Consider the following 18,447-nt stretch of genomic DNA (forward strand, 5'->3'; position numbering starts at 1 on the left):
ATTCGGAGCATGAGACGGACACTCATCGCGACAGCCCTGCTCGCCGCACTGGCGGCCGGCTGCGGCAATCCGCCGAGCGGCACCGGAGTCGCCTCCGCATCCCGCAGCTCCTCCCCGCCTTCGGCGAGCGCCACGGCCACGGCCACCGCCGACCCGCAGGAGCAGGGCAGGAAGTTCGCCCAGTGCATGCGCGAGCACGGCGTCCCCATGGAAGACCCCGATCCCAACGGCGGCGGCGGCCTCAACCTGACCGACGAGAACATCGACCAGAACAAGGTCAGGGAGGCCGCCGAGGCCTGCCGCTCCTCCGCCCCGTTCCTGGAGCAGCACAGGCAGCTCGACCCGGAGGAGGTCGAGCAGATGCGCAAGTTCGCCCAATGCATGCGCGAGAACGGCGTCGACATGCCGGACCCCAACCCCGACGGCACCCTGGGCGGCGGCCGCAACTTCGATCGCAACGACCCACAGTTCAAGAAGGCGTTCGAGGCCTGCCAGGACACGTTCCCGAGAATGGGAGCGACCCAGTGACCCAGACGCAGCACAAGAGCGAACGAGCCGCCCGCGCCCTGCCTCCGATGCGGCGTCGCAGCCCGGTGCGGGTCCTGGCGTGGACGGGCGGGGCCGCGCTGCTCGCCGCCGCCGTTGCGGCCGCCGCCGTGGGCTTCGGCGGCAACGGCTCCGGTACGGCCGCGGCCGGTCGCACGCCTCCCGCCACCGCCGCGGTGACCCGTACGACCCTCACCGAGACCAAGACCGTCGACGGAAGCCTCGGCTACGGCGAGAGCATCACCGTCGCCGCCAAGTCCCAGGGCACGATCACCTGGCTGCCCGGCGAGGGCTCCACCATCACCCGAGGCCGCGGCGTCTACAGCGTGGACGCCGACCGCCGCCCCCTCCTGTACGGCGACATGCCCCTCTACCGCACCTTGGAGGACGGCGTCACGGGCCGAGACGTCGAGCTGCTCGAACGCAACCTCGACAAGCTCGGCTACGAGGGATTCGACGTGGACGACGAGTTCACGTGGGCCACCAGGGAGGCGGTCGAGGACTGGCAGGAGGACCTCGGCCACGACGTCACCGGCAAGGTCCAGCCCGGCGACGTCGTGGTGGCCGACGGCCCGCTCCGCGTCGCCGACCTCAAGAAGGCACTCGGCGACACCGCGAGCGGCCCCGTGCTCACCGCCACCGGCACCACCCGCGAGGTGCTCGTCAACCTCGACGTGGCCGACGAGCACCTGGTGAAGAAGGGCATGAAGGCCACCGTCGAGCTGCCCGACGGCAGCACCGTGAACGGGAAGATCGCGAGCGTCGGCAAGGTGGCCACCGAGACCGGCACCGGCAACGACACGAGCACCACGGTCGAGGTCTCGGTGTCCGTGAGCGGGCTGAAGAAGTCGTTCGACGCCGCGCCCGTGGACGTCACCATCGTGTCCGACCAGCGCGAGAACGTCCTGGCGGTGCCCGTGGGAGCGCTGGTCGCGCTGGCCGAGGGCGGTTACGGCGTGCAGGTCGTGGAGGGCTCGGCCACCCGCTACGTCCCGGTCGAGACCGGCATGTTCGCCGACGGCAAGGTCGAGGTCACCGGCGTGGACGAGGGCATGACCGTGGCGGTGCCCAAGTGATCGTCGAACTGCGCGGCGTCAGCAAGCTGTACGGCGACGTCGCCGCGCTCCACGAGGTCTCGATGGACATCCATGAGGGCGAGCTGGTCGGCATCGTCGGGCCGTCCGGCTCGGGCAAGTCCACCATGCTCAACATGATCGGCACCCTCGACCGCCCGACCGCCGGCACCGTCCGCATCTCCGGGCACGACGTGAGCACCCTCACCGACAAACAGCTGTCCGCCCTGCGCGCGAACGTCATCGGCTTCGTCTTCCAGCAGTTCCACCTCGCCGCAGGCGTGCCTGCCCTGGACAACGTGGCCGACGGCCTGCTGTACGCGGGGCCGTCGCTGCGCGAGCGGCGGCTGCGCGCGTACGACGCGTTGGAACGCGTCGGGCTCGGGCACCGCCTCGGCCACCGCCCGCACGAGTTGTCCGGTGGTGAACGGCAGCGCGTGGCCATCGCCCGCGCCGTCGTCGGCGACCCCACGTTGTTGCTGGCCGACGAGCCGACCGGCAACCTCGACTCCCGCTCCGGGGCCGGCGTGATGCAGCTGCTGCGCGAGCTGCACGCGGCCGGCACCACGGTGGTCATCATCACCCACGACCGCGACATCGCCGCCTCCCTGCCCAGGCAGGTCGCGATGCTCGACGGCCGCGTCGTGCCGGAGGCACGCACCGGGCTCCTGGAGGAGGCACGCACATGACGGTGCTGACCACACGCCCCATGCGGCCGCGTGACGTGGTCCGGGTCGGCGGGGCGGGACTGCGGGCCAGACCGCTGCGGGTGTTCCTGTCCGCGCTGGGCATCGCCATCGGCATCGCCGCCATGCTCGGCGTCGTCGGCATCTCCGCCTCCAGCCAGGAGGACCTCAACCGGCAGCTGGAAGCGCTCGGCACGAACCTGCTCACCGTGTCTCCGGGGCAGACCCTGTTCGGCGAGGCGTCTCACCTGCCCGCCGAAGCCGAGGACATGATCGGGCAGATCGCCCCCGTCACGTCGGTCACCGCGACCGGCACGACGCCCGCCAAGGTCTACCGCAACGACCATATCCCCGCCGCCGAGACCGGCAGCATCTCCGTCACCGCCGCCCGGCTCGACCTGCTCCAGGACACGGGCGCCACCGTGGTCAGCGGCGCCTGGCTGAACGCGGCCACCCACCGTTACCCGGCCACCGTGCTCGGCGCCAAGGCCGCCGACCGGCTCGGCGTCGTCCAGGCGGGCCCCGACCAGCGGGTGTGGCTGAGCGGCCAGTGGTTCACCGTCGTCGGCGTGCTCGCCCCCGCGCCGCTGGCGCCCGAGCTCGACACGGCCGCCCTCGTCGGCTGGCCGGTCGCGGAGGAGCGGCTGGACTTCGACGGGTACGCCACCACGATCTACGCCAGAGCGCAGGAAGAACACGTCGTCGCGGTCCGCGACGTGCTCGGCGCCACCGCCAACCCCGAGAAGCCGAACGAGGTCGAGGTCTCCAGGCCGTCCGACGTCCTGGCCGCCAAGCAGGCCACCGACGCCACCCTCAACGCGCTCCTGCTCGGCCTCGGCGGCGTCGCGCTGCTGGTCGGCGGTGTGGGCGTGGCCAACACGATGGTCATCTCCGTCCTGGAGCGCCGCGCCGAGATCGGCCTGCGCCGCTCGCTGGGCGCGACCAGGGGGCAGATCAGGCTGCAGTTCCTGGCCGAGTCGCTGCTGCTGTCGGCCATCGGCGGCGTCGGCGGCGTGCTGCTCGGCATCGGAGTGACCGCGGCGTACGCGGGCCTGCAGGGCTGGCCGGCGATCGTGCCCGTGTGGGCGATGGTCGGCGGCGTGCTCGCCACGCTCGTCATCGGCGGGATCGCGGGCTTCTATCCGGCGGTACGCGCCGCCAGGATGTCGCCGACCGAGGCGCTGGCCACTCCGTGACCTACCTCGTGACCTACCTCGTGACCTATTTCGTGACGATGACCCTGATCAGATGCCCGTGCGACGCGAACATCCCGTCGCCGGGCATCACCCCGGTCACGCAGTCGTAGACGTCGCCGCCGGCCTGACGTACCAGGAAGGAGGGCTCCGCCACCACGGACAACAACCTGATCACCGCCCGCATGACGCCGATTCCCTCCAGCTCCTCCTCGGGACGGGCCCGCACCTCGTAGAACCCGTCATCGAGCAGCCGCTCGCCCAGGATCTCCCAGCCCGGCACGCGCCGCAGGTGGGGCAGCAGGTGCGACTCCGGGTCCTCCGCGACCCACCCATCGCCGCCCATCATCTCCTCGAGCTGCCGCACGGCGGGCAACATCGCCGCCGCGTCGCTCACGCCGGTGAACCGCTCGTCAATGTCCCATCGCCGCCGCTCGTCCATGCGTCCGATTCTTACAAGAAAGCCCGCGGGCGGCGTGGGTAACGTCACGGAGAAGAACCAACGGGGAAGGATCGCAACTCATGGACGTGCTCGACCGGGCAGAGAAGCATCTCCAGCTGCACGGCAGGCTGATCGACCGGTTGCGCTTCGAGGCGCTGTTCCGAGGCGGCTCCCGGGAGCGGGTGCTGGACGTGCTGCGCTGCTACCAGAACCCCGACGGCGGCTTCGGGCACGCGCTGGAGCCCGACCTGCGGGGCGCGGGCAGCCAGCCCGAGCCGGTCGAGGTCGCGTTCTGGATCCTGGACGAGCTCGACGCCTTCGACTCGCCCATGGTCCCCGCCGCCTGTGACTACCTGGCGAGCATCACGGCGGCGGACGGCGGAGTGCCGTTCGTCCTGCCCTCCGTACGGGACGACCCACGCGGCCCCTGGTGGCAGACCGACGACGATCCGCCAGGCAACCTCATCCCGACGGCGTCACTGGCCGGGCTCCTCCACAAGCACGCGATCTCGCACCCCTGGCTGGCCACGGCCACCGACTTCTGCTGGTCGCGGATCGGCGCGGTGCAGGAGACCAGCCCGTACGAGGCCCGCGCCATCGTGACCTTTCTCGACCTGGTCCCGGACCGGGAACGGGCAGAGGCCGAGTTCGCCCGGCTGCGTCAGGCCATCCTGGCGACGGTCGCGCTCGACCCGGACGAGAAGGGGGAGGCGCACTTCCCGCTCGACTTCGCCGCCGAGCCGCTGCGGCTCCCACTCTTCACCCAGGAGGTCCTGGAAACCCACCTCGACGCGCTGCTCGCGGCGCAGTCCGACGACGGCGGCTGGAACGGCAACTGGCCGATGTGGACACCGCTGGTGGAGCACGAATGGGGCGGCTACATCACCGTCGGGAAGCTCAAGACGCTGCGTGCGTACGGGAGGCTGCCCACCGCCTGAGGTTCTGTCGGTGGGGTGGCGTACGTTGGAGGCATGTACGAGGAACGGCCTCCCGGCCCGGACCTCGCCGGACGTGTCGCCTGCGTGTGGCATCAGGTCAGCGAGTCGGACACCACCCACCTCGTGGTGCCCGACGCCTGCGTCGACCTCATCTGGGGCCCTGAGGGCCTGTTCGTGGCCGGACCCGACACGGGACCCATGCCCACCCCCATGGCGGCAGGCGACACGTTCGTCGGCATCCGGTTCAAGCCTGGCGTGGCCGGCGACGTCTTCGGCGTCCCCATCCCGGAGCTGCGCGACCAACGTGTCCCGCTGTCCGCCCTGCCCGGTGTGCCCGGCCTGCCTGACCTGCAGATCGACGGGTCCGGTGCCCCGGAGCTTTCGCGGCCCGAGCGGCGCCTGGAGGCCATGCGCGCGGCCGTCAAGCGGCGCCTGACCCGATCCGACGCCGCCGACCCCGCCGCTCCCACCATCGCCAGGACCCTCATGGCCGGGCGCACGGTGACCGAGGTGGCCTGGGACCTCGGCTTCAGCGACCGCCAGCTGCACCGGCGCACCGTGGCCGCCTTCGGCTACGCGCCCAAGACCCTGCAGCGTATCGTCCGCTTCCAGCGCGCGCTGCGGCTCGCCCGCGCCGGCATGCCGCTCGCCGAGGTCGCCGCCACGAGCGGCTACACCGACCAGTCCCACCTGTCGCACGACGTCAAACGGCTGAGCGGGGTGCCGATGGGCCGGCTGGTCTCACCTGTCCGGGAGCCTGCCTGACACGAGCGCCTGCGCCCACGTGGCGCTCGGATCGCTGTCGATCAGGAGCGCCCGGGCGAGCAGGCTCAACGGGATGGCCAGGATGGCGCCCAGCGGCCCCAGCACGAAAGTCCACACGAGCAGCGAGAGGAACGTCATCGTCGTCGTGAGCCCGACCGCGTCACCCAGGAACTTCGGCAGGATGAACGATTGGGTGACGACGTTGATGACGCTGTAGGCGATGATGACGAGCACCATGGTCCGCACGCCGCCGTCCAGCAGCGCCAGCATCGTGGGCGGCAACAAGGCGATGACGAATCCGATGTTCGGGATGTAGTTGGCGATGAGCGCGAGAAACCCCCACAGCAGCGGCAACGGCACGCCGAGCAGCGAGAGCGCGAGCACGTCGAGAGCCGCGGTCAGGAGCCCGAAGATCGTGGAGACGATGAGATAGCGCCGCGTCTTGCGCGCGCATGTGGCGAGCGCCCTCACCAATTGGGGTCTCCTCTCTTCCCCTGCGGTGAGAATCCTGGCCGTCACCGGCGCGTCGAGACACATGGCCAGCAACAGCACCACCACGAGAAAGCTCGCCGAGAGCACGCCGATCAAACTCCCGAGCAGGCCCTGCGCCAGCTCGAACAACCTGCTCGGATCGAACGCCTCCAGCGCCCGCTCGAGCACGTCGGTGCCCAGCCCGTACGTGGCGGCCCACTGCTGCGCGGCGGCGAGCAACTGCTCGAACTCGCTGGCGTACGTCGGCAGCAACGACGTCAGCTGCGTGACCGAGATGGTCAGGATCCCCACCATGCTCAGCAGGACCAGCAGGACGACGAGGAACGGCACCGCGACCTGCAGCCAGACGGGCAGTCCCTTGGCGTGGAGCCAGCCGCGCACCGGGGCGACGGCGATGACGAGGACGAGGGCCAGCACGACGGGGCCGGCGATCGAGGCGACCTCCCGGATGCCGTACAGAGCGATGACGGCGCCGGCGATGCCCACCAGGATGACGAGTGCCCTGGGCAGAGTGTTCACATGCGCTCCCTTGCGATTACTCACAGTGAATGCCCGGGTGTGGGAGGGTGGAACCGCCGATTTGACGGTTCCAGGAGGCGCACATACAGTTCTTCAGTCCCACGAGGGCGGCATGATCGCCGGCCTCACTTCGGGGACGACCTCCAGACTTCTCCGCTCCGGTGGGCGTGCGCGTCCACTCGAACGGGCTGGTAAGTTAGAGGGGTTGTCCCGGAAACGGGGCGCGACTTAATTCCCGCAGTTCTCGCGAGTCCGGTCAATTTGACAGGGATTCGGGCGGCTGAAAGAATTAAGACATAACGCAAGACGCAAGACCGAAACGAAGCGCTGGAAAACGCGTCCGTTTCTTGAGAACTCAACAGTGTGTTAAAAGCCAGTGCATGTGCATCACATGTATGACCCCGTCATATTTGACGGTTTTGCTTGGATGATTCATCCGGACAGACATTGTTTGGAGAGTTTGATCCTGGCTCAGGACGAACGCTGGCGGCGTGCTTAACACATGCAAGTCGAGCGGAAAGGCCCTTCGGGGTACTCGAGCGGCGAACGGGTGAGTAACACGTGAGCAACCTGCCCCTGACTCTGGGATAAGCCCGGGAAACTGGGTCTAATACCGGATATGACCGCCTTCGGCATCGGATGGTGGTGGAAAGTTTTTCGGTTGGGGATGGGCTCGCGGCCTATCAGCTTGTTGGTGGGGTAGTGGCCTACCAAGGCGACGACGGGTAGCCGGCCTGAGAGGGCGACCGGCCACACTGGGACTGAGACACGGCCCAGACTCCTACGGGAGGCAGCAGTGGGGAATATTGCGCAATGGGCGGAAGCCTGACGCAGCGACGCCGCGTGGGGGATGACGGCCTTCGGGTTGTAAACCTCTTTCAGCAGGGACGAAGTTGACGTGTACCTGCAGAAGAAGCGCCGGCTAACTACGTGCCAGCAGCCGCGGTAATACGTAGGGCGCAAGCGTTGTCCGGAATTATTGGGCGTAAAGAGCTCGTAGGTGGCTGGTCGCGTCTGCCGTGAAAGCCCGCAGCTTAACTGCGGGTCTGCGGTGGATACGGGCCGGCTAGAGGTAGGCAGGGGCAAGTGGAATTCCTGGTGTAGCGGTGAAATGCGCAGATATCAGGAGGAACACCGGTGGCGAAGGCGGCTTGCTGGGCCTTACCTGACGCTGAGGAGCGAAAGCGTGGGGAGCGAACAGGATTAGATACCCTGGTAGTCCACGCTGTAAACGTTGGGCGCTAGGTGTGGGGGTCTTCCACGATCTCCGTGCCGGAGCTAACGCATTAAGCGCCCCGCCTGGGGAGTACGGCCGCAAGGCTAAAACTCAAAGGAATTGACGGGGGCCCGCACAAGCGGCGGAGCATGTTGCTTAATTCGACGCAACGCGAAGAACCTTACCAAGGTTTGACATCACCCGGACAGGTCTAGAGATAGATCCTTCTTCGGACTGGGTGACAGGTGGTGCATGGCTGTCGTCAGCTCGTGTCGTGAGATGTTGGGTTAAGTCCCGCAACGAGCGCAACCCTTGCTCCATGTTGCCAGCACGCCTCTTCGGGGGTGGTGGGGACTCATGGGGGACTGCCGGGGTCAACTCGGAGGAAGGTGGGGATGACGTCAAGTCATCATGCCCCTTATGTCTTGGGCTGCAAACATGCTACAATGGCCGGTACAGAGGGTTGCGATACCGTGAGGTGGAGCGAATCCCTAAAAGCCGGTCTCAGTTCGGATTGGGGTCTGCAACTCGACCCCATGAAGTCGGAGTCGCTAGTAATCGCAGATCAGCAACGCTGCGGTGAATACGTTCCCGGGCCTTGTACACACCGCCCGTCACGTCACGAAAGTCGGCAACACCCGAAGCCCGTGGCCCAACCCGTAAGGGGGGGAGCGGTCGAAGGTGGGGCTGGCGATTGGGACGAAGTCGTAACAAGGTAGCCGTACCGGAAGGTGCGGCTGGATCACCTCCTTTCTAAGGAGCATTTTCACGCGGTCTCGGCGAACGCCCGGGACGCGTGACAGCTCACTAGTGGAGCACTGGCTACTCAGCAGGGATGCATTGCCTGTCCGTTAGTACCGCCGCTGGTGACAGCGGAGTGGGAACGGGGATTGCGGGAGTGCGTGCCGGTTGGACACACTGTTGGGTCCTGAAGGAACGGGCATGGCTCGTCTTCTTCGGACACAGGACCGGTGAACAGCTCGCGTTGCGGGCTGGGATCCGGTTGCTGTTTGTTGTTTGAGATTTGCATAGTGGACGCGAGCATCTTTGTGGCCAAGTTTTTTAGGGCACACGGTGGATGCCTTGGCATCAGGAGCCGATGAAGGACGTGGGAGGCTGCGTTAAGCCTCGGGGAGTCGCCAACCAGACGTTGATCCGGGGATGTCCGAATGGGGAAACCTAGCACCAGTCATGTGGTGTTGCCTCCGCCTGAATGTATAGGGCGGTTGGTGGTAACGCGGGGAAGTGAAACATCTCAGTACCCGTAGGAAGAGAAAACAAGAGTGATTCCGTGAGTAGTGGTGAGCGAAAGCGGATGAGGCTAAACCGGGCGTGTGTGATAGCCGGCAGGCGTTGCACGTTCGGGGTTGTGGGACCTTCTTGGAGTGGCTGCCGCTGCTCCGGGCAGTGATAAATCGATGGGGTAGTTGAAAGCTCTGGGAAGGGCTGCCGTAGACCGTGAGAGCCGGGTAGGCGAAACCTTGTCGACTGCTGGAGGGGATCCCAAGTAGCACGGGGCCCGAGAAATCCTGTGTGAATCTGCCAGGACCACCTGGTAAGCCTAAATACTCCCTGATGACCGATAGTGCACGAGTACCGTGAGGGAAAGGTGAAAAGTGCCCCGGTGAGGGGTCGTGAAATAGTACCTGAAACCGTGTGCCTACAAGCCGTAGGAGCTTAGCCGTTCTTCGGGACGGCTGTGATGTGACTGCGTGCCTTTTGAAGAATGAGCCTGCGAGTTATGGTGTGTGGCGAGGTTAACCCGTGTGGGGTAGCCGTAGCGAAAGCGAGTCTGAAGAGGGCGTTTGAGTCGCATGCTGTAGACCCGAAGCGGAGTGATCTACGCATGGGCAGGTTGAAGCTCAGGTAAGACTGGGTGGAGGACCGAACCCACCAGGGTTGAAAACCTGGGGGATGATCTGTGTGTAGGGGTGAAAGGCCAATCAAACTCCGTGATAGCTGGTTCTCCCCGAAATGCATTTAGGTGCAGCGTTGCGTGTTTCTTGCCGGAGGTAGAGCACTGGATGGCCGATGGGCCCGACAAGGTTACTGACGTCAGCCAAACTCCGAATGCCGGTAAGTGAGAGCGTGGCAGTGAGACTGCGGGCGATAAGGTTCGTAGTCGAGAGGGAAACAGCCCAGATCACCGACTAAGGCCCCTAAGCGTGTGCTAAGTGGGAAAGGATGTGGAGTCGCAGAGACAACCAGGAGGTTGGCTTAGAAGCAGCCACCCTTGAAAGAGTGCGTAATAGCTCACTGGTCAAGTGATTCCGCGCCGACAATGTAGCGGGGCTCAAGCACACCGCCGAAGTCGTGGCACTCAGACCTATGCGGTCTGGGTGGGTAGGGGAGCGTCGTGCAGCCGGCGAAGCAGCAGAGTGATCTAGTTGTGGAGGCTGTGCGAGTGAGAATGCAGGCATGAGTAGCGAATCGAGGGTGAGAAACCCTCGCGCCGGATGACCAAGGGTTCCTGGGGCAGGCTAATCCGCCCAGGGTAAGTCGGGACCTAAGGCGAGGCCGACAGGCGTAGTCGATGGACAACGGGTTGATATTCCCGTACCCGCTTCAACGCGCCCATATCGAACCCCTTGATACTAAGAGTCCTTAAGTCCGCTGGTCCTTCGGGACTGGTGTGAGGCTGAACGCTCGGCCTGATGGGGTAGTAGGTAAGCGATGGGGTGACGCAGGAAGGTAGTCCAGCCCAGGCGATGGTTGTCCTGGGGTAAGCATGTAGCCCGTGTTGTAGGCAAATCCGCAACACGTTGAGGGTGAGATGTGATGCCGAGCCGATTGTGGTGAAGTGGATGATCCTATGCTGCCGAGAAAAGCCTCTAGCGAGTGTTGTGGCGGCCCGTACCCTAAACCGACTCAGGTGGTCAGGTAGAGAATACTAAGGCGATCGGGTGAACTGTGGTTAAGGAACTCGGCAAATTGCCCCCGTAACTTCGGGAGAAGGGGGACCTCTGCTGGTGATCAGGCTAGCTCTGTGAGCTGGTGGGGGTCGCAGTGGCCAGGGGGAAGCGACTGTTTACTAAAAACACAGGTCCGTGCGAAGTCGTAAGACGATGTATACGGACTGACGCCTGCCCGGTGCCGGAACGTTAAGGGGACCGCTTAGCCAGCTTCGGTTGGCGAAGGTGAGAACTTAAGCGCCGGTAAACGGCGGTGGTAACTATAACCATCCTAAGGTAGCGAAATTCCTTGTCGGGTAAGTTCCGACCTGCACGAATGGCGTAACGACTTCCCCGCTGTCTCAACCACAGACCCGGCGAAATTGCACTACGAGTAAAGATGCTCGTTACGCGCAGCAGGACGGAAAGACCCCGGGACCTTCACTACAGCTTGACATTGGCGTTTGGAGCGTCTTGTGTAGGATAGGTGGGAGACTGGGAAGCTCGGACGCTAGTTCGGGTGGAGTCATTGGTGAAATACCACTCTGGTCGTTTTGAACGTCTAACCCTGGTCCGTGATCCGGATCGGGGACAGTGTCTGGTGGGTAGTTTAACTGGGGCGGTTGCCTCCTAAAGGGTAACGGAGGCGCCCAAAGGTTCCCTCAGCCTGGTTGGCAATCAGGTGTCGAGTGTAAGTGCACAAGGGAGCTTGACTGTGAGACTGACGGGTCGAGCAGGAGCGAAAGCTGGGACTAGTGATCCGGCATCGGCATGTGGAAGCGGTGTCGCTCAACGGCTAAAAGGTACCCCGGGGATAACAGGCTGATCTTCCCCAAGAGTCCATATCGACGGGATGGTTTGGCACCTCGATGTCGGCTCGTCGCATCCTGGGGCTGGAGTAGGTCCCAAGGGTTGGGCTGTTCGCCCATTAAAGCGGTACGCGAGCTGGGTTTAGAACGTCGCGAGACAGTTCGGTCCCTATCCGCTGCGCGCGCAGGAGACTTGAAAGGGGCTGTCCCTAGTACGAGAGGACCGGGACGGACGAACCTCTGGTGTGCCAGTTGTATCGCCAGATGCACGGCTGGTTGGCTACGTTCGGAAGGGATAACCGCTGAAAGCATCTAAGCGGGAAGCTCGCCTTGAGATGAGGTCTCCCTCCCTGTGAAGGGGTAAGGCTCCCGGTAGACGACCGGGTTGATAGGCCGGAGGTGGAAGCGCGGTAACGTGTGGAGCTGACCGGTACTAATAGGCCGAGGACTTGACCACAAAGCAGACTTTTCTGGAAGTCGTTGCTCGCGTCCATTATGTGATTCTGAGACAGCAAACGACTGTGTTGTTTCTCAGGGTTACGGCGGTTATGGCGGGAAGGAAACACCCGGTTACATTCCGAACCCGGAAGTTAAGCTTCCCAGCGCCGATGGTACTGCACTCGGGAGGGTGTGGGAGAGTAGGTCACCGCCGGACAATCTTTATAGAAGGGGCTCCGACCATTTGGTCGGGGCCCTTTCTTGCGTTGTGGGATGATACCCGTGCTATGACCCGAGTTGGCTCAATTTAGTGCGCACCCTCGTGCCGGTGGATCTGGTTGAGCGCGTCGCGTAGGTCGGCGGACAGGGGGTCGGCTGCGATGAGGAGGTGGCGGCGGGCCCGGACGCGGACGGTGCGGTAGCGGCGTACGGTGCGGACGAACTTCTTGATCGACCAGCCGGTCCGGTGTTCGATCCATCGGCTGACGGCCAGGGCGGCGAACACGATGGTCAGGTGGGCGTCGATGGATTCGCGTCGGGTCGGGATCGTTCGAGAGTGCGTGCCATGTACGCCGGGAAAGGGCAGCCGGCATCCCGTGGCAGCATCTCGCCCCCGGGGTTTTATGGGAGGGCGGACTGGGTCACAGTGCGGATGGTTTCCTCGAAACGCCGCGCCTCGTTCCGGTCCACGGCAAGATCGATGGGCTTGCCTTTCTTCCAGGTCGTGAGTGGCTTGGCCGGCGGATGGTCGATGAGTGCGGCTAGCGGCGGCACGGCCTTGGCCACCGGTTGGGCGAATACCGCCGACGCCACCCGTACGAGGCCGCGCAGCGGCTGCTTGAAGGGCTCGTGCAAGCCGGTCGCCACGAACACCGGGTTGTACAGCACGTACTTCGTCCGTTCAGAGAAGTAGGCCGTCCCCAGCAGTTCGCTGGCCGCGGCTCCCTGCATGGTTGCGGCCAGCCCCCGGTATTTGTCCTTCATCTGGAGGTCGTCCCAGTGGATCTTGCCGCCTTGACCGGCGCCGCACAGGTTGATGATCACCGGTATCGGTGCATTCTCCAACGGATCGCGCAGTCCTTCAGCCATGAGCCAGCGGTTGATCACGTAGAGAGCGAAGGTGTGCTCCAAACCCTCATCGGTCTCCACTCGTACCGCGTTGAACCGGAACGCGGCGAGCACCAGCGCGTCGATCACGGGGTGCTCGGTGCTGAGTCGTTCCACCAGGTCGCGGGTCTGGCGCAGGGAGCTGAGGTCAGCCCTGACGAAGTGGGCCTTCGGCACCTCCTCGCGCAGGCGTCGCCCGCCCTCTTCGCTGCTGCCCACGGCCACGACCTGATCGCCGAGCTCGGCGTAGTGGCGGGCGAGGGCTTTGCCAATGCCGTTCGTGCCGCCAGTGATCACGATAGTACGGGCCATAACTTGAGGTCCTCCTCAACTTGAGATAGGCCTCAACTAGGATTCCGGGCATGCGCAAGGACGCCGTGCACAACCGCGAGCGCCTCCTGCGAGCGGCCCGGGAGCTGTTCGCGGACCGGGGGCTCGACGTACCGCTTGAGGAGATCGCACGCTCGGCCGGTGTCAGCATCGGGACGCTCTACAACCGCTTCCCCACACGCGACGCCCTGGTGGAGGCAGTGTTCGCAGATCGTGCGGCGACCGTGGCCGAACTGACCGAGCAGGCGCTGGCGATGGACGACGCCTGGGAGGGGTTCGTCGCGTTCCTGACCGGCGTGTGCGAACTGCAGGCGGCTGACCTCGGCTACAACGACCTCGCCGCGCGGACGGTGGCGGTGGACGGGGATCGCGGATTCGGCCTGATGGGAGAGATCCTCGAACGCGCCCAGCAATCCGGGGACTTGCGGGGCGACGTCACACTCGCCGACATGGCGTTCGTGGTCTGGGGTGTGGCGGCGACCGTCAGGGCCACGTCCAAAGTGGCGCCGGGAGCCTGGCGACGGCACCTCGCCCTCGCCCTGGACGGCCTGCGCCTCGCCGCCGCCCGGCCCCTGCCGGTGCCGCCCATGTCCACTGCGCAGACCCGCGCCGCGATGCGGGAGTGCTGACATGAAGACGATCCACACCTGCCCGCGGCCTTCAGCTGAACATCACTATCCGTGACGTGTACGGCCAAATAATGTTGCAGGTTCCTGGTCAAGCTACGTTGCAGGTCACAGCACCTCCTGCGCACCTGAGGCCGTTTTCACTGTCCGCACGTACGGAGACACGGCCTACAGGGTAGAGATGCCGCCGGTTTAGTGCGCACTTTTCGCCATCCTCGACGGCGAATCCCGAGGCCAGCGACCTACGACTCGGAATTGATCTTGAACGTGAGCCAAGTCAGGAGCGCCGATGGTACTGCACTCGGGAGGGTGTGGGAGAGTAGGTCACCGCCGGACAATCTTTATAGGGAGGGCCCCGACACGTGTGTCGAGGCCCTTTCTGCGTTGTGGGATGATACCCGTGCTATGAAGATCATCGGGGCACGGCTCGTCTGCTTGGTCATGCTCGTGGCGTGTACGTCCGGGCCCAGGCCGCCCATCGCCACCCCTGGAGATCGGCCGGCGCAAGATGGCCAGGTGCCGGTCGCCAGGTGGGACCGCATCGAGCCCGATGGCGTGCAACTGGCCAAGTCCGTGACGGACGTGGTGGCGACCGGCCGCGATGACGGGTGGGCCGTCGGCTACCACTACGCAGAGGTCGAGGATGAGCCCCTCGACGGCGTGCTGGTGCGGGTCGGCCTTCGTGGGTGGCGGGCCGTGGAGCGGATGGACAAGCGCTTCCCGCGCGCCGAGCAAACCTCGATGAGGGCCGTTGACGCCCACGGCACAGGCTATGCCTGGGCCGTCGGCAACGCCTACCTCGTCAACGATGTCGTGCCCTTCGCGCTGCGGTGGGACGGCATCGCCTGGCACACGCTCACCCCGCTGGGCAGCAAGCCTGACCAGCAGTTCACCGACGTCGCGATCGACGGCCCGCGCGCCGTACTGACCGCCCTGCGCGGCAACCGCTCCCTGCTTCTGAGCTGGAACGGCGAGCGCCTGCAGAGGCTCGTGTCCGAGCGTGGCGAGCGCTTCGAGTCCGTGGCGGCCCGAGGAGGTCGCACATGGATCGCGGGGGGCCAGTCGCCAGGCACGTGTGAGCAGACGCGGCCCGCGGTGTGGCACCGCCCTACTTCCCAGACGGCTGCCCTGGAGCCGATGCGCCTGCCCGAACTGGGCACCGGCATGCTGACCCAGATTCTCCAGATCGACGTGGCAAACGTGTGGGCAGTGGGCGAGCGCGGCACCGGGACGGCCTGTGACCACGATGGGCACGGCACCCCGTTAGTCCTGCACTGGAATGGCACGGTCTGGCAGGAGGTCCCGCTGCCTGGTGAAGGCGGCCGACTGACCGGCATCACCGCGGCAGGCCCGAACGACGTGTGGCTGGCCGGCGTGCGCGACGGGCACGGCGTCAGCTTGTGGCATTACGACGGGCGGAGTTGGACGCGCGAGGCCATGACGTTCGAGGCCGACCTCGAGTGGGCCGAGAGCAGGGCCGCGCTGACCATCGTCCCCGGCACCTCCCAGCTTTGGCTGGCCGGATCGACCGGACGCGACTTCGATCGGCACGTCGCCATCTACCGGCGCCTGTAGAGCCGCCCCACCAGGCAGACGCAGGGCCATCGTCGTTAGCCGGGGATGGCGGGCCGCGCTAGTGGGTGCCCAGCGTGGCGGCTGCGACCACGAGCAACATCGTGCCTGACACGGCCGAGATGCGCCGGGCCGCCTTCGGCGTGCCGGTCAGGGCCCGGCTGGCTCGTGCCGTGGCCACGGCGATCAGCCCGTAGAGAGCCGCGCAGTTCACCACATGCAAGAGCCCGAGCGCGGTCAGTTGCACGGCCAGCGGCACGCCTGTGCCCGGCGAGATGAACTGCGGCATCAGCGACAGGTAGAGCAGCAGCCCTTTCGGGTTGAGCAGGGCCGTGAGCATGCTCTGCCGCAGCACCGCGCCCGCCGGCTGTTCCACAGCGGGGCTGATGCCGGGCCGTCCCGCTGAACGGCGCAGCGACATCAGAGTCCGGACGGCCAGGAAGATGAGGTATGCCGCGCCGGCGTAACGCATCGCGGGCAAGGCGGCCGGTACGGCCCGCAACGCCGCCGCCAGCCCGGCCGCGGCCAGCACCGTGTGCACCGCGTAGCCGCAGCAGATGCCGACCACCGCCGTCAGCCCGGTACGGCGGCCTTGCCCGAGAGAGCGGGCCATCACGTACAACATGTCCGGGCCCGGCGTGAAGATCAGCAGCACGTCCATGCCCAGGAAGAGCAGCAGCAAACGGGGATCCACGCGGTTCCACCTCCTGTGACCCTTCCGACGGTAGTTCAGAGGGATTGGCACCCGATGGTGGATTCATGCCGCTGCGATGGGCAGAGTGGCACAATATTGCGCTGTGGACCGGATTGATCGCAGGATCCTTCAGGAGCTGCAGCGGGACGGGCGACTCAGCAACACGGAGCTGGCCGACCGGGTGGGGCTCACCCCCTCGCCGTGCCTTCGCCGGGTGCGGCAGCTCGAGGAGTCCGGTGTCATCCGCGGCTACCGGGCGCTGCTCAACGGAGCCGCGGTGGGGCGAGGATTCCAGGCCTTCGTGACGGTGGTCATGAGGTATGAGGATCACGACACGGTGGCCGAGTTCGAGCGTCAGGTGGCGGGCATGCCGGAGGTCGTGGAGGCGCATCGGCTGTTCGGCGACCCCGACTTCCTGCTGCGGGTGGCCGTGGCGGATCTGGCCGCCTACGAGCGGTTCTACTCCGAGGCGCTCTCCGGGCTCCCCGGCGTGGCGCAGGTGACCTCACATATGGCGATGAAGGCCATAAAACCGGACACGGGGCTGCTCGTAACCCCATGAAGACGGCGATGGGGCCCGCGTACGATCGCGCGGGCCCCAGATCAACGCCGGAGGATCGAGATCACTTCGGGAGGACCAGCAGCGCGTCGCCCACGGCGCGCTCCGCCCCGTCCGACGGCCGGTTGACCAGCTTGTTGCCGACCACCATCGCCGTCGACCCGCCCCCGTCCAGGTTGATGGCCTGCCGCGCGCCCAGCCACCGCATGAACTGAGCCGCCTCGTGGAAGTTCGCCCCCACGGTGATGCCGGGCTGGCGGCCGTCGATGGTGGCCAGGATCAGGCTGCCGTTGCTGGTGATGCCGACCAGGGTGCGCGGGTGACGGCGCAGGATCATGTTCATCGAGTCGTGGCCGTCCCGCTTGGCGGTGATCGTCACCTTGCCGTTCCTGACGAGGCCGACCCCGCCCGCGACCACGTGCAGGTCCGGGGTCAGATTGAGCTCCTTCTTGGTACGCAGGTCCACGACCTTGGTGTCGACCTTGACCGTCCAGTCCTGCCAGGCGTGCTGGTTGAGCCATTCGCCGGCCACGCCGTTGCCGTGCAGCACCCGCGTGCCCTTGGCCACCGCGGCGCCCGAGACCCGCACACCGATGACCTTGCCGCCCGCGTCCATGACGACGTCGGTCCCGCCGGCGGGGGTCTTGGCTCCGTACTCCTCCGTGTACAGCACCAGCTCGTCCGTCGCGGCGGCCCGGTTGATCCCGTTGATCGAGGCCTTCTCGCCGTCCTGCGAGATCGCGATGACCGTCGTCTGCAGCTCCGTGATCTTCGCGGTGCGGCCTTGGAGCACCACGGCGGAGCGTCCGGGCACGGCCTCGCTCAGCAGCCTGCCACCGACCACGGAGGCGCCGACGGGCTCGCCGCGCAGCTCCTTGGCGGTGTGGATGTTGAAGAACCCGCCGTTGAGCCCGACCACCGCGTTGGCGGCCTTGGCCATCGACGAGACCGTCTCCCGCTTGGCGACGCTGGTGCCGAGCGAGGCGGCGTACGAGCCGCGGAACGTCCTGGCGTCGATCATGACGACCTTGACGTTCCACGGGCCGGTGGTCTTCAGCCCGTCGTCGCCGAGGTAGTCGACCTTGACCTTCAGGCCCGCTTCCTTGAACTTCTTGGCCGCCTCCTCGGCCTTCTTCTTGTCCTTGAGCGGCCACAGGCCGACCCGCACCATGTACTCGGTCTTGGCGGGTGCGTCGGCGACGGCGGGCCGGACGACCTCCTGCAGGGCGGGGGTCTCTCCGATGGCCTCCACCTCGGCGACCTTGGCCTCGGCGTTCGGGAGCGGGCCCGAGTCGCGGCCGTTCGGCATCAGCACGGTCAGCGTGTAGCCGTCGGTGGAGGTGCCGGCCTTCACGTCGTAGAGGTCGATGCCCTGCGTCACGGCGGTCATCGTCTTGGTCGGCACGGGCCTGGCGCCCAGCGGGAACCTGGCCGACGGGAACTTCACCGACACCTGCTCCGCCGCGACGGACGCGGCAGGCAGCGTGGTGACAGTGATCGCCGCGGCTATGGCCAGGCCGCCGGCGATGGTGCGTCGAGACATGAACTCTC

General features: G+C 66.1%; 14 protein-coding genes, 3 rRNA genes and 1 pseudogene. 12 read left to right on the forward strand and 6 right to left on the reverse strand.

Features of this window, described 5'->3' with window-relative positions; all coding sequences use genetic code 11:
* Positions 1-9 precede the first annotated feature (9 nt).
* From EDD27_RS00400 to EDD27_RS00415, 4 genes are read left to right on the forward strand one after another with little or no spacing between them, the layout of a single operon-like run.
* Positions 10-528, forward strand: a complete 519-nt coding sequence (locus EDD27_RS00400) for a hypothetical protein (protein WP_127930533.1) — start codon at positions 10-12, stop codon at positions 526-528.
* Positions 525-1,622: a peptidoglycan-binding protein gene (locus tag EDD27_RS00405; RefSeq protein ID WP_206641178.1), complete on the forward strand. Its 1,098-nt coding sequence runs from the start codon at positions 525-527 to the stop codon at positions 1,620-1,622. Before EDD27_RS00400 ends, EDD27_RS00405 begins: the two co-directional genes overlap by 4 nt.
* Complete coding sequence (locus tag EDD27_RS00410; RefSeq protein WP_421914511.1) at positions 1,619-2,308, forward strand: ABC transporter ATP-binding protein; 690 nt, start codon at positions 1,619-1,621, stop codon at positions 2,306-2,308. Before EDD27_RS00405 ends, EDD27_RS00410 begins: the two co-directional genes overlap by 4 nt.
* Entirely contained in the window at positions 2,305-3,501 is a 1,197-nt protein-coding gene (locus EDD27_RS00415; RefSeq protein ID WP_127930534.1) for an ABC transporter permease, read from the forward strand. Before EDD27_RS00410 ends, EDD27_RS00415 begins: the two co-directional genes overlap by 4 nt.
* A gap of 25 nt (positions 3,502-3,526) precedes the next feature.
* Here the strand turns inward: EDD27_RS00415 and EDD27_RS00420 are convergent, their stop codons facing one another.
* A complete protein-coding gene (locus EDD27_RS00420) occupies positions 3,527-3,940 on the reverse strand; it encodes a hypothetical protein (RefSeq protein ID WP_127930535.1) in 414 nt (137 codons plus the stop codon).
* Positions 3,941-4,020: 80 nt separating this feature from the next.
* Between EDD27_RS00420 and EDD27_RS00425 the strand changes: the two genes are divergently transcribed.
* The gene (locus EDD27_RS00425) at positions 4,021-4,878 is read left to right on the forward strand and encodes a prenyltransferase/squalene oxidase repeat-containing protein (RefSeq protein WP_127930536.1); all 858 of its coding nucleotides are present in this window, start codon (positions 4,021-4,023) and stop codon (positions 4,876-4,878) included.
* A 33-nt stretch (positions 4,879-4,911) separates the two neighbouring features.
* Complete coding sequence (locus EDD27_RS00430; RefSeq protein ID WP_127930537.1) at positions 4,912-5,643, forward strand: helix-turn-helix transcriptional regulator; 732 nt, start codon at positions 4,912-4,914, stop codon at positions 5,641-5,643.
* Here the strand turns inward: EDD27_RS00430 and EDD27_RS00435 are convergent.
* Positions 5,620-6,654 carry an AI-2E family transporter gene (locus tag EDD27_RS00435; protein ID WP_241563782.1) on the reverse strand — a complete coding sequence of 345 codons (1,035 nt, stop codon included), beginning with the start codon at positions 6,652-6,654 and terminating at the stop codon, positions 5,620-5,622. The genes EDD27_RS00430 and EDD27_RS00435 overlap by 24 nt on opposite strands.
* Positions 6,655-7,102: 448 nt before the next feature.
* Here EDD27_RS00435 and EDD27_RS00440 point away from each other — a divergent pair.
* The 3 genes from EDD27_RS00440 (at position 7,103) to rrf (ending at position 12,225) form a co-directional block, all read left to right on the forward strand.
* Positions 7,103-8,623, forward strand: a 16S ribosomal RNA gene (locus EDD27_RS00440).
* Between the two features lie 298 nt (positions 8,624-8,921).
* Positions 8,922-12,027, forward strand: a 23S ribosomal RNA gene (locus EDD27_RS00445).
* An 81-nt stretch (positions 12,028-12,108) separates the two neighbouring features.
* Positions 12,109-12,225 (forward strand): 5S ribosomal RNA (rrf, locus tag EDD27_RS00450).
* The 16S, 23S and 5S rRNA genes sit together here, the layout of an rRNA operon.
* Before the next feature lie 90 nt (positions 12,226-12,315).
* Here rrf and EDD27_RS00455 read toward each other — a convergent pair.
* A pseudogene (locus EDD27_RS00455) lies at positions 12,316-12,543 on the reverse strand (IS1634 family transposase); the annotation flags it as partial.
* Positions 12,544-12,629: 86 nt separating this feature from the next.
* Entirely contained in the window at positions 12,630-13,412 is a 783-nt protein-coding gene (locus EDD27_RS00460) for an SDR family NAD(P)-dependent oxidoreductase (RefSeq protein ID WP_164903399.1), read from the reverse strand.
* A 65-nt stretch (positions 13,413-13,477) separates the two neighbouring features.
* Here EDD27_RS00460 and EDD27_RS00465 point away from each other — a divergent pair, with 65 nt between their 5' ends.
* Both EDD27_RS00465 and EDD27_RS00470 read left to right on the forward strand, forming a co-directional pair.
* Positions 13,478-14,074, forward strand: coding sequence for a TetR/AcrR family transcriptional regulator (locus EDD27_RS00465; RefSeq protein WP_127930539.1), 597 nt, complete (start codon positions 13,478-13,480; stop codon positions 14,072-14,074).
* A 513-nt stretch (positions 14,075-14,587) separates the two neighbouring features.
* On the forward strand, positions 14,588-15,646 hold the full coding sequence (locus EDD27_RS00470) for a hypothetical protein (RefSeq protein ID WP_127930540.1): 1,059 nt from the start codon (positions 14,588-14,590) through the stop codon (positions 15,644-15,646).
* A gap of 58 nt (positions 15,647-15,704) precedes the next feature.
* Here EDD27_RS00470 and EDD27_RS00475 read toward each other — a convergent pair whose 3' ends face one another.
* A complete protein-coding gene (locus EDD27_RS00475) occupies positions 15,705-16,337 on the reverse strand; it encodes a LysE family translocator (protein ID WP_127930541.1) in 633 nt (210 codons plus the stop codon).
* Positions 16,338-16,440: 103 nt separating this feature from the next.
* Between EDD27_RS00475 and EDD27_RS00480 the strand changes: the two genes are divergently transcribed.
* Positions 16,441-16,899, forward strand: coding sequence for an Lrp/AsnC family transcriptional regulator (locus EDD27_RS00480; RefSeq protein ID WP_127930542.1), 459 nt, complete (start codon positions 16,441-16,443; stop codon positions 16,897-16,899).
* Positions 16,900-16,960: 61 nt separating this feature from the next.
* Here EDD27_RS00480 and EDD27_RS00485 read toward each other — a convergent pair whose 3' ends face one another.
* Positions 16,961-18,439 (reverse strand): phosphodiester glycosidase family protein, encoded by a 1,479-nt coding sequence (locus EDD27_RS00485; RefSeq protein ID WP_127930543.1) that lies wholly within the window; start codon positions 18,437-18,439, stop codon positions 16,961-16,963.
* Positions 18,440-18,447: the final 8 nt, after the last annotated feature.

This window comes from Nonomuraea polychroma, assembly GCF_004011505.1.
Lineage (GTDB): Bacteria > Actinomycetota > Actinomycetes > Streptosporangiales > Streptosporangiaceae > Nonomuraea > Nonomuraea polychroma.

What these genes read in the sequence shown, in the direction of transcription:
- EDD27_RS00400 (WP_127930533.1), top strand. Translation starts at nt 10, where the DNA reads ATGAGACGGACACTCATCGCGACAGCCCTGCTCGCCGCACTGGCGGCC.
- EDD27_RS00415 (WP_127930534.1), top strand. Translation starts at nt 2,305, where the DNA reads ATGACGGTGCTGACCACACGCCCCATGCGGCCGCGTGACGTGGTCCGG.
- EDD27_RS00420 (WP_127930535.1), bottom strand. Translation starts at nt 3,940, where the DNA reads ATGGACGAGCGGCGGCGATGGGACATTGACGAGCGGTTCACCGGCGTG.
- EDD27_RS00425 (WP_127930536.1), top strand. Translation starts at nt 4,021, where the DNA reads ATGGACGTGCTCGACCGGGCAGAGAAGCATCTCCAGCTGCACGGCAGG.
- EDD27_RS00430 (WP_127930537.1), top strand. Translation starts at nt 4,912, where the DNA reads ATGTACGAGGAACGGCCTCCCGGCCCGGACCTCGCCGGACGTGTCGCC.
- EDD27_RS00465 (WP_127930539.1), top strand. Translation starts at nt 13,478, where the DNA reads ATGCGCAAGGACGCCGTGCACAACCGCGAGCGCCTCCTGCGAGCGGCC.
- EDD27_RS00485 (WP_127930543.1), bottom strand. Translation starts at nt 18,439, where the DNA reads ATGTCTCGACGCACCATCGCCGGCGGCCTGGCCATAGCCGCGGCGATC.